The organism is Bacillus sp. 204(2023) (assembly GCF_037027505.1).
Lineage (GTDB): Bacteria > Bacillota > Bacilli > Bacillales > Bacillaceae > Bacillus > Bacillus subtilis.
Genome location: NZ_JAXCHE010000006.1, coordinates 164,852 through 180,189, shown reverse-complemented (window position 1 = coordinate 180,189; position 15,338 = coordinate 164,852). Strand labels below are relative to the sequence as shown.

The following is a 15,338-nucleotide window of genomic DNA, read 5'->3' as shown; positions in this document are numbered from 1 at the left end:
TTCACTTTCTTAATTTAATTTACCCGCACCCGCTTGATTTATAACATTTGATTTCACATTAGCAGAAGCATCAATCGATCCATGCAGAGACGGCGTCCAGCCGACAGAAGAGCTCAGCCCGTTTGCAGCCGATGCGTTGATCTGTGTGCCGTTCAGCAACGTGCCGGAGTCATATAAAGCCGTTCCCCCGCTGAATACGCTGATCGTTTTAGCAGCTGACAGTCCCGGTACGTCAATGACATTGTTTTGGGCATAGATTTTAGATGACTTTCCGATTCCCCATGCATAGCTGAAAGGATAACTTGAAGAGCTTGTGCTTCCTTCATAATAGTTGTTGTATACGTGCACTTGCCCGAAGCGGACTCTCGGCGCGCGCTGGACAATATTTTTGTAGCGGTTATGATGCAGCGTAATTTTTAATTTGCCGTCATCGGAGGTTTTGCTGTCACTTGATCCGAAAATGGAGCTTTTATCATGATCGTGATAATAGTTGTAAGACATCGTGATATAGTTAGCGCCGTTGGAAGCATCCGTTTGGCCGTCATGGTGCTGATATTTTCTTCCATAATATTTCGGTGATGTGCTGTCCGGACGCGAACCGTCATTAAATGTACAGTGATCAATCCAGATGTGTGTACCGCCGTTTATCGTGATGTTGTCGTATTGTGAGTTCCAGTTTCCTGAGCTTCCGTCAGTCGGATCCCATTGCGGAAAATAATCATAGGCATCCTGGAATTCAATGTTGCGAATAATGACGTTATCACTCTTGATTTGGAAGTTTCCGCCCACGACTTTAGCGTTAGTCCCTGAACCGACGATCGTCGTGTTTGCAGGAATATCCACCATGACCCGTGCTTTTTGGTTTTTCTGAGAGCGTGCTCTCGCTTCTTCTTGTGTTCCCGACGGCTCTTTTTTGCCCCATGTGCTAGGATCATAGGCTTTCAAATATTTGTCCAAATCATACTCCGGATCTTTATAGTCATTTAGACCAAGCGGCTTCAGATTGTCATCCACGTTCATATCAATCGTTCCCTTGATATAAATGATTTTTGGCGTTGTATTCGTTTCCTTCCCTAATGCCGAGACAAGCTGGTTTCTGTTGCTGACGGTATACACATTTGAGGACGATGCTTTTGATCCGCCTGTCGTGCCGGTCGAGTACGCGCCCCATCCATCATTGGATCCCAACGTCTGGTGGCCTAAATCAGCTGCGTTCGCGCCAGCTGGAGTCAATCCTAAAAACAAAGCCGTAGCTAACATCACTTTTTTCATCCACTATGTACCCCCATTTTCTATTTTGTGAGATTTTATTCCAATTTATCACAAAAATATAATAGCAAATTGAGGGACATTCAGAACCGAAAATGTTCCGCTATCCTATTGCGGCATTCTGCAAAATACCACCGCAAAGACCGCAAAAAAACCAAAAGGCCGTCATAGCCTTTTGGTTTTTTCCTTGCTTTATGCCCAAGCTTTCACTTTTTCGTTATCTGTCACAAAGAGAAGCACTTTTCCTTCATCTAAGCGTTTTTCAAATTGAGCAGCTTCATCTTCAGAAAAACCGATTTCGTGAATTTTATTGCGGAGCTCATCTCCTTTTTTATTGAAGATATTTCCCACCGCGTGCTTGAAACCTGTTTCTTTGGCTCCGATCGTATTGGCACTCGTGTTGTCTGCCAGGCGTTCCGTTCTGTCATCGTCGTGAGCTAAGACGTATACATCCTCTTTCGCAACACCCATTTTCTGTAATTCCTCTACATCCTTCATGAGCTGTTCGTCATTTGTATACTCTTTTACAACTGGTTTCATGTCGATATTCCTCCTTCATGTTTTCTATATTTCTTTCATACCCGATCGTCTGTACCTGAAACAGATTCCAGAACATTAAAGAGAAAAACAGGAGGAATGGTAGTAGCTATTTGTTTTCCGTCCATGGTAAAGTGATAGGAACGGGAAGTATTTTCAGAAAAATCAAAATTAAAGAGAAGCCGCTGCACGGAGCACACGACCATAAAACGCTGCCTTTATCCGTACGAGCAGGAGGTATGTCTAATGCAATATTTTTCACCAGAACAGCAATACAATGCTTGGATTGTGAGTGATTTAGTCAAACAGATTTTCCATAAGCGTGCCGGATGTTCACCAGGAATTCACGAGCTTGCGGTTTTTGCCGAGGAACATTTTCATATCGATATCGACTTTGTTTTCTCGATTATCATGAATATCGGCGACATTGAATTTGCACTAACAGATGAAATAGAAAAGAAATTGTCCGGTTATCTCAGCACTCTCCTTCCTTATGTCACTGCTGATATGTTCGAAACCTCTAAAGCCAACGCCCATGCGTTTTTGTCTCGAAGACACGGTAACGCTGCATACCACTTATTTGTGTCTGATGATGCTTTCATGAGAAAGCAGTAAAAAACGCAGCTTTCTTTACTAAAAAAATATTGACATGATAAGCCATGCTATTATAGTGTTACATGTGATAATGATTCTCATTACTAAATCTGAAAAAAGGAAGAATGACATGCGCACCTATTCTAACAAGTTGATTGCCATCATGAGTGTTTTATTGCTCGCCTGCCTCATTGTATCCGGCTGTTCATCAAGCCAGAATAACAACGGAAGCGGCAAAAGCGAGTCTAAGGATTCCAGAGTGATCCATGACGAAGAAGGAAAAACGACAGTAAGCGGCACACCTAAGCGGGTGGTTGTGCTTGAGCTTTCATTCTTGGATGCCGTTCACAATCTCGGCATTACGCCGGTGGGCATCGCCGATGACAACAAAAAAGATATGATTAAAAAGCTTGTCGGCAGCTCCATTGATTACACATCTGTAGGCACACGCAGCGAACCCAATCTTGAGGTCATCAGTTCCTTGAAGCCTGATTTAATCATCGCTGACGCTGAGCGCCATAAAAACATTTATAAACAGCTGAAACAAATCGCTCCGACGATTGAATTAAAAAGCCGTGAAGCGACATATGACGAAACGATCGACAGCTTTACGACCATTGCTAAAGCATTAAATAAAGAAGATGAAGGAAAAGAAAAGCTTGCCGAGCACAAAAAAGTCATCAACGATCTAAAAGCCGAACTTCCGAAAGATGAAAACCGCAACATCGTTCTCGGCGTTGCAAGAGCGGATTCCTTCCAGCTTCATACATCATCATCCTATGACGGAGAAATCTTTAAAATGCTCGGCTTTACACACGCTGTGAAGTCAGATAACGCCTATCAAGAGGTCAGCCTCGAGCAATTGAGCAAAATCGATCCTGATATTTTGTTCATCTCAGCCAACGAAGGCAAAACCATTGTAGATGAGTGGAAAACGAACCCGCTCTGGAAAAATCTCAAAGCGGTGAAAAATGGACAAGTCTATGATGCGGACCGTGACACTTGGACAAGATTCAGAGGCATCAAGTCTAGTGAAACAAGCGCCAAAGATGTGCTTAAAAAAGTGTATAATAAATAGGACAAATGAGAAGCGAGGGGAAATCCTTGCTTCTTCGTTTTTGCAACCAGACGCAGTAAGGAAGTGAGACTGTTGTATCATTCAGCCAAACGGCGCTCATCATCAAGACTGATGATGTTCATCATTGCACTGATTATTTTTATATTTGGGCTTGGGCTGAATCTTTCAGTAGGAGCCTCAGACATCGGCATCATAGATTCATTGAAATATCTTTTTGTATGGGACGGTTCAAAGGAACAGCTCATCATCTCTACTCTTCGCCTTCCCCGCACATTAATCGGCGTTTTTGTCGGCGCCAGCCTAGCTGTAGCAGGGGCGCTGATGCAGGCTATGACCAGAAATCCTCTGGCTTCACCCCAAATTTTCGGTGTGAATGCGGGTGCATCGCTTTTTGTCGTTGCTTCTCTCGTCATTCTGCCGGCATCGCCCTATTCATCTGTTATATTCGCTTTTGCGGGTGCGGCAGCAGGCGGCGCGATTGTATATATGATTGCCTCATCCGGCGGAATGACACCTGTCAAGCTGGCGCTGTCAGGAATGGCCGTGCACTTGTTCCTCTCCTCTATGACACAGGCCATCATTATTTTAAATGAGTCAGGTGAGGATGTTCTGTACTGGATGACAGGCGCAATCGACGGCAGCAACTGGCAGGACGTCATAACCATCGCTCCGTTTTCTGTCATTGGCATCGGGCTTGCCCTCGTATTTTCCGGTTCTGTTTCTGTTCTCGGTCTCGGAGACGAAACAGCAAAAGGACTTGGACAAAATATGAACGGCATCCGGATTCTAATCAGTTTGATTATTTTAGTCCTTTCCGGCGCTTCCGTAGCCGTCGCCGGGCCGATTGGCTTTGTCGGGCTGCTCGTCCCGCATATTGTCCGCAAGCTGATCGGAGAACATTATCAATACGTGCTTCCGTTTTCGGCACTGTTCGGTGCCATTTTGCTGGTGTACGCAGATGTTCTGGCCAGATGGATTGCATTTCCTTATGAATCACCGGTCGGCATTGTCACCGCGATTATCGGAACGCCGTTTTTCTTATATTTGGCAAGGAAAGGGCGACATCTGAAATGAAGAAAACAACCAGAAAACAAAAACGCCCCTTGCTGGCGATACTCATATTGGCCGTGATTTTGATCGTACTGTCCGTCATCAGCATTGGAATCGGTGCATTATACATTTCACCTGATGCGGTTGTGACGAATCTGCTGGGACTGGATCATTCCTTTGAATTTATCATCCAGCAATATCGTCTGCCCCGCATCATATTAGCGATTTTGGCCGGTGCTGGGCTTGCCGCTGCCGGAGCGATTTTACAGGGTGTGATCCGAAATCCGCTCGCTTCTCCGGACGTTGTCGGCATTTCAAAAGGCTCCGGACTTGCGGCGATGGCTGTGATTCTCATCTTTCCTGAGTCGCCGGTATACGTGCTTCCGTTCTCCGCATTTGCCGGAGCCGCCATTATTGCTGTACTATTATTAATGATAGCCCGAAAAAAGAGCATTCAGCCCTCTTCACTGGCTTTATCAGGCATTGCTTTAGGCGCGGTCTGCCACGCCGGAATGCAATATATGATGGTCAAGTTTCCGGGCGACGTGAATGCTGCACTCATTTGGCTGACAGGAAGCCTCTGGGGAAGAAACTGGGAAGAAGTCAACCTGCTTGCGCCATGGCTTTTGATTCTTTTTCCGATCGTCTGCATACTCATACCGAAGCTGGATCTTATGTCACTCGGGGATGAGCTTGCACAGGGTCTCGGAGAAAACGCAAACCGGCTGAGATTCATCCTGATTTTCACCGCGGTGGCGCTGGCGGGAAGCTGTGTAGCCGTCGTCGGCTCAATCGGTTTTATCGGCTTGCTTGCTCCGCATATCGCCAGACGGCTTACCGGAGAAAAAGCCAAATATTTACTGCCTGCATCGGCATTGATTGGTGCTATTATATTATTAATTGCAGATACGTTAGGGCGCGGCATCATGCCTCCGGTTGAAATACCTGCCGGAATACTGACAGCCGTGATCGGCGCGCCTTATTTCTTATATTTATTGAAATTCGAAGCGAGGAAACAGTAGGGAGAGGATACCATGGGAAAACTGGCTGCAGACCAGCTCACTCTTTCATATGACAGTACAGTGATTATTGACGGAGTCGACTTAAAGATAGAAGAAGGAAAAATCACTGCGCTCATCGGCGCTAATGGCTGCGGTAAATCAACAATCCTCAAATCGCTCGCCAGGCTGATGGCTCCGAAAAGCGGTACAGTGCTACTAGAAGGAAAAGACATCCACCGCCAGCCATCAAAAGAAGTCGCAAAAAAACTGGCCATTCTTCCACAATCTCCTCAGGCTCCTGAAGGATTGACGGTAGAGGAATTATGCTATTTTGGCAGACATCCTCACAAAAAGCTGTTATCCAAGCATACCCAAGAGGATCATGACATGGTAGAGTGGGCGCTGGAAGCAACGGGCATGATTGAACTGAAGGATCGGACACTTGATGCCCTCTCAGGCGGCCAAAGACAAAGAGCCTGGATTTCAATGGCACTTGCGCAAGGCACTGATTTGCTTTTGCTTGATGAGCCGACCACGTATTTAGACATCTCACACCAGATTGAAGTGCTTGAACTGCTGAAAAAGCTGAACCGCGACCATGGCCGCACCGTTGTCATGGTGCTCCATGATTTAAACCAAGCTGCTCAATACGCTGACTATCTGATCAGTGTGCTGGACGGAAAAATATACAACGCCGGAACACCGGAAGATGTGTTCACCCAGCCATTTTTCCGTGAAGTCTTCGGCTTGGAATGCTGCATCATGAGAAGCCCGATCGACCAGAAGCCAATGTGCCTGCCGACGGGACTGTGCCCGAAATTACGGGCGAAATGAAAAGGAGAGGAAATCCCTAGGGCTGTCGAGAAACGTGACAGCCTTCATTTTCCCTTATAATATTTTATTCTCACATAATTGATGATAATCTTAAAAAACTCGTCATTCTTCTTATGTTCTATACGAGATACTCTTTTAACATAAAGTTAAATCTGTTCTTATTGACCAACTTGTTAAAGTTATTTCATCTATTCGAATCTTAACACATAGAAAAGCTGAAAGAATTATAGTAAGTCATCCTCGAAATGCGTGAAAAGACAAAAAAGAAAAGCGACAAAATTAGCTTATGTATCAGAAAAAGAATAATCAAAACAGATGCTTTGCTATTGCAGGCTCAGCTTAAAATCGAAATGCTAACTAACTGAATCTTCTATATTTCTCACAATAATATACAGAAGATCGTAATACCTAGCTAAGATCGAGCTTAATGGCTCTTTTTCTGATTCTCAATCCCTGATAATTATGAAAAGCATTTAAAATAAAATCTTGTAGAAAAAACATTGTTTTTTCTACAAGCTGAACATTATTACACAATGTTAGTATACTTTTATCAAGTCTCTAACCTAGAATGATTAATAAATTGCTTTATTAGTAATTGGCCCATTAATTGATTCTCTAATTTTATATACTGGAATATTCTTTACGCATCTAATCCCCATTTCATTGTGTCGACAGAAAGGAATATCTTTTGCTCTAAAAGAAGGGAACATTAAGCCAGGATGAGAGAAGAATGATCCTCCTTTAAGAACGGCAAATGAGTTAACACTATTAAATGGTACATTCTCAAAAATAGGGTGGAAAGCTCTCTTTGTTTTAAGCTCACTTCTAGTCCACTCCCATGTTCCGCCGATCATACCGCATACTCCATAGGGACTTTCACCATTTTGCTCAAAAATATCACTTGTTAAATGATTTAATTCTTTATCAGCATGAGCTTTTAATAAATTTTCTCTCCAGGACTTTAAAGAAGTAATGGGTTCATTATAAAGACTTCCAGCATATTGAACCTTTGCAGGATCAAATTTATCTCCCCAAGGCCAGACATTACCCTTTTCGCCTCGAGCAGCTTTTTCCCATTGAAACTCGGTTGGCAATTCTTTCCCCTTATATCTTGCGTAAGCAAATGCATCATAAAAATCTATACCTGTAACGGGATGATTATCTAAATACCTATCATCCCAATATGTATTTCTTCTATGTTGTTTATTCTGCGGTTCATTAGGATGACAGAATATATGCCCATTTTCCTCTATGAACTCGGTAAAGATATCATAATCTTTATTTGTAACAGGATACTTATCGATAAAAAATGGAGGTAACCATACTTTTTGTCTAGGAACAGCATCTTTCCAATTAAATGTTTTGTCAGGAATTTCATTTTCATTTAAACCGAATTCAAAAAAGCCACCCGGAATTAAAATCATGCCATCTTCTTCTGTTTTTTCGAATTCCTCTATTAGACTTTGAGGAATTTTTTCTTCAAAGTCAAAGTTATTAGGAAGGATACCATTTTGATCAAAATAATTTTTTAGCATTACTAGCTCTTCATGTTTTTCAACACCGAATATATCTAATAATGTACTTAATACTTTTTGGGCCCCTAATCCCACAGGTTTTTTAGGGTAGCTTATACTCTCCCGGACATCATCAATGATCGAAGACAAATATGCTACAGATTCTTCAATTTTATGATTTGCACAGACATCCATAGCTTTAAAAGAAACTAAATCATCCGGATCCTGGGTTAGATTGATTATAGTTTCTACAGCAGAGAAATAAGGTACCCATTTTTCAACGAAATCAATTAATCTATACCTTATGTAAGTATTCGGATAAGCAATACACATCCCAAACACATTTTCAGCTGCTACAGGGTGTTGAATTTTATTTAGTAGAGTCATAATTCTATTATCGATTAAACTCTTAAAATCATTTTTTTTATTTTCTGGAACAGAAGTAATAAGTTCTTCAACTTCAATTAATATTTCTATATCTTTATTGTAAATTGATTTATGATCTTGCATTAATAGAGTCAAATTACGATAACCTCCCGATTTGTTTGTTGAAATAAGGAATAGCATTAAATGCTATTCCCTAAGTGTTTACCATTTTTCATTAGTATAAAGAACCGGGCTAACAATCGATTTTCTCCAGTTTTTTCTTAATTTTTTCATGGTTTTCCCCCCTTTAATAAGATATGTGGTTCCCTGAATATTGATAGAATAGTCAGAGAACTTAAATAAACAATAACAATAAATAGAATAAAAGTAAATAGTTTACAAGGAAATTTTTTCTTTACTTTTGTTGTTTTAAGGTGTTTAAATATGTTTAAGCTCTTTACCGAGAAAAATTATTCCAAGGGAGGATACATATGAGTAAAGGTTATTATTCTATTTTATTTAGCCAGACCACTACAAATTTAGGTTTTTCTCTATATACTATGGTAGTGATTTCGTTTTTGTTTAAAATGACCAATTCGACAACCATCGCCTCTATGGTGACATTAATAAGTATTATTTTTCGTATTTTTGGAAGTGCTATATTACCGTTAATAACAATTCGTTTAAAACTGCCTCTTACAATAATTATTTCTCAATTGATACAAATGCTGTTATTAATATGTTTGTTCTATGCTTTATTAAGAACTTACTCTAATCAAACTCTCATTTTAGTCTTTATTATTATTAGCTGTATTTCCTTTTTTAATGGATGGTTCTCACCTTTAAAAAGTGCAATTATAGGGGAAATAATCTCTCCTGATAAAAGAGTAAAAGCAAATGGATTATTATCTACAGTGGACCAAACTTTTCAATTTGTAGGCTGGTCTTTAGGTGGTCTCATAATTGCATTTTTAGGTGAGGGATATACCATTATACTTACTATCTTTTTGTTGTTTACATCTCTTCTTTCTCTTTTATTTTGTCTACCACATGGCCACGCTAATTCTGTCATACGTGAAAAAAATTCTCCCAATAAGAGTATAGTAAGTGGTTGGCGGTATTTATTTAGCCAAAAGAAACTTAGAACAATTATTATTATGGATTTAATTGAGTCATGGGCAGGAATGATTTGGATAGGATCTGTCTCTTTAGCTTTCGTTAACGAAGTCTTGCATAAAGGAGAATCATGGTGGGGATTTATTAATGGAGCATATTATTTAGGTTCGATGATAGGGGGATTTATAATATATAAGCTGTCGGAGAGATTTCAAAATAAGTTAATTAATTTTATGTTAATTGGTGCTGTCTCATATGGAAGTTTAACTTTAATATATGGTTTTATAAGTAATTCATACTTAGCTCTAATTTTGGTTCTCTTTATGGGGCCGGCTTATATATTAAGAGATCTTACACAAGAAACACTTATTCAGAACATAACAACCGAGCAAACTCGAATTAATATAATGTCTGCAAGGTCTTCTTTAGTCCAGTTCATTTTTATGTTTTCAATTCTGGCTATAGGGGCTATTTCAGATTTCCTTGGAGTTCGTTTAGTTTATGTTTCAGCAGGTATTCTTTTATTAGTGTCCGCAATATATGGATTTTCTCAATTACAATTCAAAAAAAAGGTAAATAAACATATAAGCTTTTAATAAATATATAAAATTTAATTATGTTTTCGTTTGCTTTTTCGCGTGTTTAATTAATAAGTAAACATTACTTAATTGACCAAAAGAAAATGGTTGAGTGCCATCAATTATCTTTTTCGGAAAAACTCGGCATAAAAGGAAAAAATGAACAAATCTTTGCTGATGTATAAAAATCGCATAGACTTTGCTATTGCAGATTGATGCGAAATCAAAATGTGAACGACTAAGCTCCCCCTCGCAGATGCTTGCAAGAATATGAAAAAGAATCGACATACACACTAGCCAATCTTAGCTAGGTGTACAGGAGCTCTTTTTCTGTTCTGTTTTCTAATAATGATAAATGACTAAAGAGAACTTTTAAAACAAAAGAGCTTGTAGAAAGCATAAGCTCATCTATAACCTTTTTTGTATACCAGCTTACCTTTTGTATTTCCTCTCCTGTCCATGTTACAGTGGTGTCAACCAAGTGATAGGAGGATGAAAATGACAGCATCTCAGCAGCAAATTCAATTAGCAAGACGTCCGCAAGGTGTTCCTGTTCATGAAGACTTTCGCTTTGAAACCATTCCGGTCCCCGAGCCGAAGCAAGGGGAAGTGCTTGTCAAAACGCTTTATGTATCGGTTGACCCTTATATGCGGGGACGTATGCAGGATACGAAGTCATATGTTGAACCGTTCGCCTTGGATGAAGCACTCTCTGGCGGGGTCATCGCTGAAGTCGTGTCAGACGGCGACCAATTGAAAAAAGGCGATATCGTCATCGGAAATCTCAGCTGGCAGGAATTTTCCGCTGTGAGCGAGTCTGCCTTGCGAAAAATTGATACAAGCCTTGCTCCCGCTTCGGCCTATCTCGGCATTTTGGGAATGACCGGCTTAACAGCATACTTCGGATTGCTGGACATCGGACGCCCGAAGGAAGGCGAAACCGTGGTTGTCTCCGGAGCTGCTGGAGCCGTCGGTTCAACAGTCGGGCAAATTGCCAAAATCAAAGGCGCGCGAGTCGTCGGCATCGCGGGCTCTGATGAAAAAATCGACTATTTAAAACAGGAGCTGCAGTTTGACGAAGCCATCAATTACAAAACAGCGGATGATATCCAAAAAGCGCTTCAAAACGCTTGTCCTGATGGTGTCGATGTGTATTTTGACAATGTCGGCGGACCGATTTCAGACGCGGTGATGAATCTGCTCAATGAATTTGCCCGCATTCCGGTGTGCGGCGCCATTTCTTCCTATAACGCAGAAAGCGAAGCAGATGACATGGGCCCTCGTGTCCAATCAAAACTCATTAAAACGAAGTCGCTGATGCAAGGCTTTATCGTAAGCGACTACTCCGATCGTTTTTCTGAGGGAGCAAAACAGCTGGCCGAATGGCTGAAGGCTGGTAAACTCCATTACGAGGAAACCATCACAGAAGGCTTCGAAAACATTCCTGACGCGTTTCTCGGTTTATTTAAGGGAGAAAATAAAGGGAAACAGCTGATCAAGGTCAGTGATCCGAGCTGAATGAAGATGAAAACGGGAGGGCTTTTTGCCCTCCTTTTGTGTTTAGATGAGATCAGCTGCGAAGAATCAGCGTAAGAAAACCATCTTCATCAGGTTCCGTATCTTCCAAAGTGAATCCTGCTGCTTGAAAGCAAGCCAAACTGATTCGATTGTCTTCTTCAATGCATGCCACCCATTCCCGCACTCTAGTAAAATCAGGTTCGGTCAGCAGTTTTTGCAATATCCGTTTTCCGTACCCTTGAAGCCGGCACACAGGATTGACGATCAATCCAATATACGTCCGCTCCTCCCCGAACTCAATCACGGCCATCCCTGCCGGCAGCTGTCCATCATATGCCATGATGACAGTATAGTGTTTATCTTTATTTACTCGTGCGTACCACTCATCTAATGGCAGCATCCCATCCATTCTCCGTCTGGTATCCTCATTCTCAAACCAGTGTTCAAGGATTTTCAGCTCTGACTCCTTCACTGCTTGAAACCTGTCTATTGAAGCCATCTTCCCACCCCCGCGAATCTTTTCTATTATTTTACAACAAAAAAAGAGGGCTTTCCGCCCTCCTTTTTATTTCGTCTTCAGTTTTCCGCCTGCATACACAGCTTCACTCAGCTCCACGCCAAGCTTCTTCGCCATTTTTTTTAGCTTAGATTCCTCCAATTTTGTCACAAGGCTCAGCACGTTGCCTTCTTTTCCGGCCCGGCCTGTTCGTCCTGATCTGTGGACATAGCCATCTTCATCAGGAATATCAGCATGAATCACGTATGGCAGGTTTTCAATGTCTAAACCGCGTGCGGCAATATCAGTCGCCAATAAAAGAGGAAACTCTCCGTCTTCGAATGCGGCAATGATTTTTGCCCGCTCCATTTTTTTCGCTTCACTGTGCAAAACGCCGAGTTCAACGTGGTGATATGCCAGTTTTTCCGCATATACACTCAGGTTGCCAATGTCTCTCACAAATACGAGTGCCTGCATGCCTTCAAGCCTTGACAGCTTTTGCAGCAGCTTCACTTTGTCGCGCTGGTCGCAAATCAGGTATTGATGCTTCACTTTCCCTGCCTCCGCCTTACTTCGCTGCACCTTCAACACCTCAGGCTCTTGTGCCAATTCGCGGAGCACATCCTCTGTTTCCTTTTTAAGCGTGGCAGAGAAACATAGAAGCTGGCGGTCTCTTAATGTCGTTTTAATAATTTGTTTGATCGTCTCGCGATGCTCCGGCAGGATAAGCTGATCCGCTTCATCAAGCACGATCGTTTTCACTTCATGCATTTTGAGTTTCTTTGCTTTAATCAGTTCAAATACCCTGCCCGGTGTGCCGACAATGATATGCGGATGTTTCTTCAGCTTTTCGACCTGCTTCTTCACATTCGCCCCGCCGATTAAGGAAGCGGCGCGCAGCTCTGAGCCCGCTTTCCAATCCTGAATCACCTGAAAAATCTGCATGACCAGCTCACGGGAAGGCGCTAAAATCACCGCCTGCGGATGCTTTTGCTCTGGTTTGATCCGCTCCAAGACCGGCAGCGCATACGCCAGCGTCTTCCCTGTGCCTGTCGGCGATTCTGCAATGACATCCTTTCCGTCCATGATCAGATGGGCTGCCTGCTCTTGAACAGGGGTTGGCGTTTGAAAGCCGGAAGCATTCCAATTCTCTTGTATAAATGATTGTGCATTATGTAAAAATGGCCAAGTTTGCGTCATTTTGTTCTCCTCAATTCCTGAAATCTATTCCATAGTATCTCAAAACCTCGCCCGGAACGCAATTGTTCTTTTTCTTTCCTATACCTTTCAACATTCCGAATCCTCCTTTATAATCAAAAGGGTGAATATTACACGCCGATTGTGCGTGTTTGATAACGATAGAGGTGTAAACATGAGTATTTTATCTGTAAAGGATTTAAGCCACGGCTTCGGGGACCGGGCCATTTTTAATAACGTTTCCTTCCGCCTGTTAAAAGGCGAGCACGTCGGCTTGATCGGCGCAAACGGTGAAGGAAAATCAACCTTCATGAATATTATTACCGGAAAGCTTGAACCTGATGAGGGAAAAGTCGAATGGTCAAAAAATGTCCGTGTCGGATATCTTGATCAGCATACCGTGCTGGAAAAAGGAAAATCTATTCGCGACGTCCTGAAAGACGCATTCCATTATTTATTTGCGATGGAAGAGGAAATGAACGAGATATACAACAAAATGGGCGAGGCTGATCCCGACGAGCTCGAGAAGCTGCTTGAAGAAGTCGGCGTCATTCAAGACGCGCTGACAAACAATGATTTTTATGTCATCGATTCCAAGGTGGAGGAAATTGCCCGCGGTCTCGGTTTGAGCGATATCGGTTTAGAGCGAGATGTCACCGATTTGAGCGGCGGACAGCGCACAAAGGTCCTTCTCGCTAAGCTTCTCCTTGAAAAGCCGGAAATTCTGCTTCTCGATGAGCCGACCAACTATCTTGATGAACAGCATATTGAATGGCTGAAACGCTACCTGCAGGAATACGAGAACGCGTTCATCCTGATTTCCCACGATATTCCGTTCTTGAATAGTGTCATCAACCTGATTTATCACGTTGAAAATCAAGAGCTAACACGCTATGTCGGCGACTACCATCAGTTTATGGAAGTCTACGAGGTGAAAAAACAGCAGCTTGAAGCGGCCTACAAAAAGCAGCAGCAGGAAGTCGCAGAGCTGAAGGATTTCGTCGCCCGCAACAAAGCGCGCGTCAGCACGAGAAACATGGCGATGTCCCGCCAAAAGAAACTCGATAAGATGGATATGATCGAGCTTGCGGCAGAAAAGCCAAAGCCGGAATTCCACTTCAAGCCGGCGAGAACGTCAGGCAAGCTGATTTTTGAAACGAAGGATCTCGTGATCGGTTACGATTCCCCGCTGTCCCGTCCGCTCAACCTCCGCATGGAGCGCGGCCAAAAAATTGCCCTTTACGGCGCGAATGGGATCGGAAAAACGACATTGCTGAAAAGTTTGCTTGGTGAAATCCAGCCGCTCGAAGGCTCTGTTGAACGCGGTGAGCACATCTATACCGGCTATTTCGAGCAAGAGGTCAAGGAAACAAACAACAATACGTGCATCGAAGAAGTATGGAGCGAATTCCCTTCTTATACGCAGTATGAAATCCGTGCCGCTTTGGCAAAATGCGGACTGACGACAAAGCATATCGAAAGCCGCGTCTCCGTATTAAGCGGAGGCGAAAAAGCGAAAGTAAGATTGTGTAAGCTAATCAACTCAGAAACAAACCTGCTGGTGCTCGATGAGCCGACAAACCACTTGGATGTTGATGCCAAGGAAGAGCTCAAGCGCGCCCTGAAAGAATATAAAGGCTCCATTCTGCTCATTTCCCACGAGCCAGACTTTTATATGGATATTGCGACAGAAACGTGGAACTGCGAGTCTTGGACGACGAAAGTGCTTTAATTTATAAAAAAACCCGCCTGCTAAAGGGCGGGTTTTTTACTGCCATTTATTCTGAACGATTCTCAAAAGCTCTCTGTCTTTTAAAATGGAGATGTGAATTCATCAAGTGTCAGCTCTCTTTTGGCAGACAGCTCAAAATCCTCCTCATCTGCCCAAGCGGTAAACCACTCGTGCGAAAAGCTGTTTTTCATGACGCTGTGTATGTATTGATAGAGCGTTTCTAAACATTTCTGATCATATTCGTCGGTTTTGCCTTATCTATGGCAAACGTCCCCTCTACAGCATGAACCATCAACGGCGTTAAAAAAATCTCACTGAATGTTCTGGAAACAAACGAAAGAGCCATTTCACTATATAAGACTTACGGATTTGAAGCAGAAGAAATCTTAAAAAAGGAGAAATTGCTTTCTGACGGAAATTACTACAATACGGTAGTAATGGGAAGATTCCACGATTAA

Annotated in this window: 13 protein-coding genes and 2 pseudogenes; 9 read left to right on the top strand and 6 right to left on the bottom strand. The window is 42.5% G+C overall.

Translation table 11 applies throughout. The features are described from left to right. Positions 1-9: 9 nt before the first annotated feature. Together WA279_RS13830 and WA279_RS13825 are read right to left on the bottom strand one after the other, a co-directional pair. Positions 10-1,272 (bottom strand): pectate lyase, encoded by a 1,263-nt coding sequence (locus WA279_RS13830; protein ID WP_003244025.1) that lies wholly within the window; start codon positions 1,270-1,272, stop codon positions 10-12. 189 nt (positions 1,273-1,461) lie between these two features. After that, positions 1,462-1,809, bottom strand: coding sequence for a general stress protein (locus tag WA279_RS13825; protein ID WP_335388916.1), 348 nt, complete (start codon positions 1,807-1,809; stop codon positions 1,462-1,464). 243 nt (positions 1,810-2,052) lie between these two features. On the opposite strand from WA279_RS13825, the gene WA279_RS13820 reads away from it, so the two are divergent. The 5 genes from WA279_RS13820 to yfmF all read left to right on the top strand — a co-directional run bounded on the left by WA279_RS13820 (position 2,053) and on the right by yfmF (position 6,363). After that, complete coding sequence (locus WA279_RS13820) at positions 2,053-2,421, top strand: YfmB family protein (RefSeq protein ID WP_003233730.1); 369 nt, start codon at positions 2,053-2,055, stop codon at positions 2,419-2,421. 109 nt (positions 2,422-2,530) lie between these two features. Continuing rightward, entirely contained in the window at positions 2,531-3,478 is a 948-nt protein-coding gene (gene yfmC / locus WA279_RS13815; protein ID WP_070548703.1) for a Fe(3+)-citrate ABC transporter substrate-binding protein YfmC, read from the top strand. 72 nt (positions 3,479-3,550) lie between these two features. Continuing rightward, positions 3,551-4,552, top strand: coding sequence for a Fe(3+) dicitrate ABC transporter permease FecD (gene fecD, locus WA279_RS13810; RefSeq protein WP_336155684.1), 1,002 nt, complete (start codon positions 3,551-3,553; stop codon positions 4,550-4,552). Continuing rightward, the gene (yfmE, locus tag WA279_RS13805; RefSeq protein WP_069703760.1) at positions 4,549-5,550 is read left to right on the top strand and encodes a Fe(3+)-citrate ABC transporter permease YfmE; all 1,002 of its coding nucleotides are present in this window, start codon (positions 4,549-4,551) and stop codon (positions 5,548-5,550) included. Before fecD ends, yfmE begins: the two co-directional genes overlap by 4 nt. Before the next feature lie 12 nt (positions 5,551-5,562). Then, positions 5,563-6,363: a Fe(3+)-citrate ABC transporter ATP-binding protein YfmF gene (gene yfmF / locus WA279_RS13800; protein WP_003233737.1), complete on the top strand. Its 801-nt coding sequence runs from the start codon at positions 5,563-5,565 to the stop codon at positions 6,361-6,363. Between the two features lie 572 nt (positions 6,364-6,935). Here yfmF and WA279_RS13795 read toward each other — a convergent pair. Further along, entirely contained in the window at positions 6,936-8,399 is a 1,464-nt protein-coding gene (locus WA279_RS13795; RefSeq protein ID WP_003244287.1) for a formylglycine-generating enzyme family protein, read from the bottom strand. 335 nt (positions 8,400-8,734) lie between these two features. On the opposite strand from WA279_RS13795, the gene WA279_RS13790 reads away from it, so the two are divergent. Both WA279_RS13790 and WA279_RS13785 read left to right on the top strand, forming a co-directional pair. Beyond that, entirely contained in the window at positions 8,735-9,955 is a 1,221-nt protein-coding gene (locus WA279_RS13790; RefSeq protein WP_015252577.1) for an MFS transporter, read from the top strand. A gap of 480 nt (positions 9,956-10,435) precedes the next feature. Then, positions 10,436-11,455, top strand: coding sequence for an NADP-dependent oxidoreductase (locus WA279_RS13785; protein ID WP_336155679.1), 1,020 nt, complete (start codon positions 10,436-10,438; stop codon positions 11,453-11,455). 52 nt (positions 11,456-11,507) lie between these two features. On the opposite strand, the gene WA279_RS13780 is transcribed toward WA279_RS13785, so the two are convergent. Together WA279_RS13780 and WA279_RS13775 are read right to left on the bottom strand one after the other, a co-directional pair. Continuing rightward, on the bottom strand, positions 11,508-11,954 hold the full coding sequence (locus tag WA279_RS13780) for a GNAT family N-acetyltransferase (RefSeq protein ID WP_336155677.1): 447 nt from the start codon (positions 11,952-11,954) through the stop codon (positions 11,508-11,510). A gap of 66 nt (positions 11,955-12,020) precedes the next feature. Then, positions 12,021-13,151, bottom strand: a complete 1,131-nt coding sequence (locus tag WA279_RS13775) for a DEAD/DEAH box helicase (RefSeq protein ID WP_336155676.1) — start codon at positions 13,149-13,151, stop codon at positions 12,021-12,023. Between the two features lie 172 nt (positions 13,152-13,323). On the opposite strand from WA279_RS13775, the gene WA279_RS13770 reads away from it, so the two are divergent. Beyond that, positions 13,324-14,880, top strand: coding sequence for an ABC-F family ATP-binding cassette domain-containing protein (locus WA279_RS13770; RefSeq protein ID WP_014476110.1), 1,557 nt, complete (start codon positions 13,324-13,326; stop codon positions 14,878-14,880). 109 nt (positions 14,881-14,989) lie between these two features. Here WA279_RS13770 and WA279_RS13765 read toward each other — a convergent pair. After that, a pseudogene (locus tag WA279_RS13765) lies at positions 14,990-15,131 on the bottom strand (hypothetical protein); the annotation flags it as partial. A gap of 42 nt (positions 15,132-15,173) precedes the next feature. Here WA279_RS13765 and WA279_RS13760 point away from each other — a divergent pair. Continuing rightward, positions 15,174-15,338 (top strand): annotated as a pseudogene (locus WA279_RS13760) (GNAT family N-acetyltransferase); the annotation flags it as partial.

Bases quoted from the DNA above. Each gene is read 5' to 3' on its own strand.
- WA279_RS13830 (WP_003244025.1), bottom strand. From the start codon at position 1,272: ATGAAAAAAGTGATGTTAGCTACGGCTTTGTTTTTAGGATTGACTCCA.
- WA279_RS13825 (WP_335388916.1), bottom strand. From the start codon at position 1,809: ATGAAACCAGTTGTAAAAGAGTATACAAATGACGAACAGCTCATGAAG.
- WA279_RS13820 (WP_003233730.1), top strand. From the start codon at position 2,053: ATGCAATATTTTTCACCAGAACAGCAATACAATGCTTGGATTGTGAGT.
- yfmC (WP_070548703.1), top strand. From the start codon at position 2,531: ATGCGCACCTATTCTAACAAGTTGATTGCCATCATGAGTGTTTTATTG.
- yfmE (WP_069703760.1), top strand. From the start codon at position 4,549: ATGAAGAAAACAACCAGAAAACAAAAACGCCCCTTGCTGGCGATACTC.
- yfmF (WP_003233737.1), top strand. From the start codon at position 5,563: ATGGGAAAACTGGCTGCAGACCAGCTCACTCTTTCATATGACAGTACA.
- WA279_RS13790 (WP_015252577.1), top strand. From the start codon at position 8,735: ATGAGTAAAGGTTATTATTCTATTTTATTTAGCCAGACCACTACAAAT.
- WA279_RS13785 (WP_336155679.1), top strand. From the start codon at position 10,436: ATGACAGCATCTCAGCAGCAAATTCAATTAGCAAGACGTCCGCAAGGT.
- WA279_RS13780 (WP_336155677.1), bottom strand. From the start codon at position 11,954: ATGGCTTCAATAGACAGGTTTCAAGCAGTGAAGGAGTCAGAGCTGAAA.
- WA279_RS13775 (WP_336155676.1), bottom strand. From the start codon at position 13,151: ATGACGCAAACTTGGCCATTTTTACATAATGCACAATCATTTATACAA.
- WA279_RS13770 (WP_014476110.1), top strand. From the start codon at position 13,324: ATGAGTATTTTATCTGTAAAGGATTTAAGCCACGGCTTCGGGGACCGG.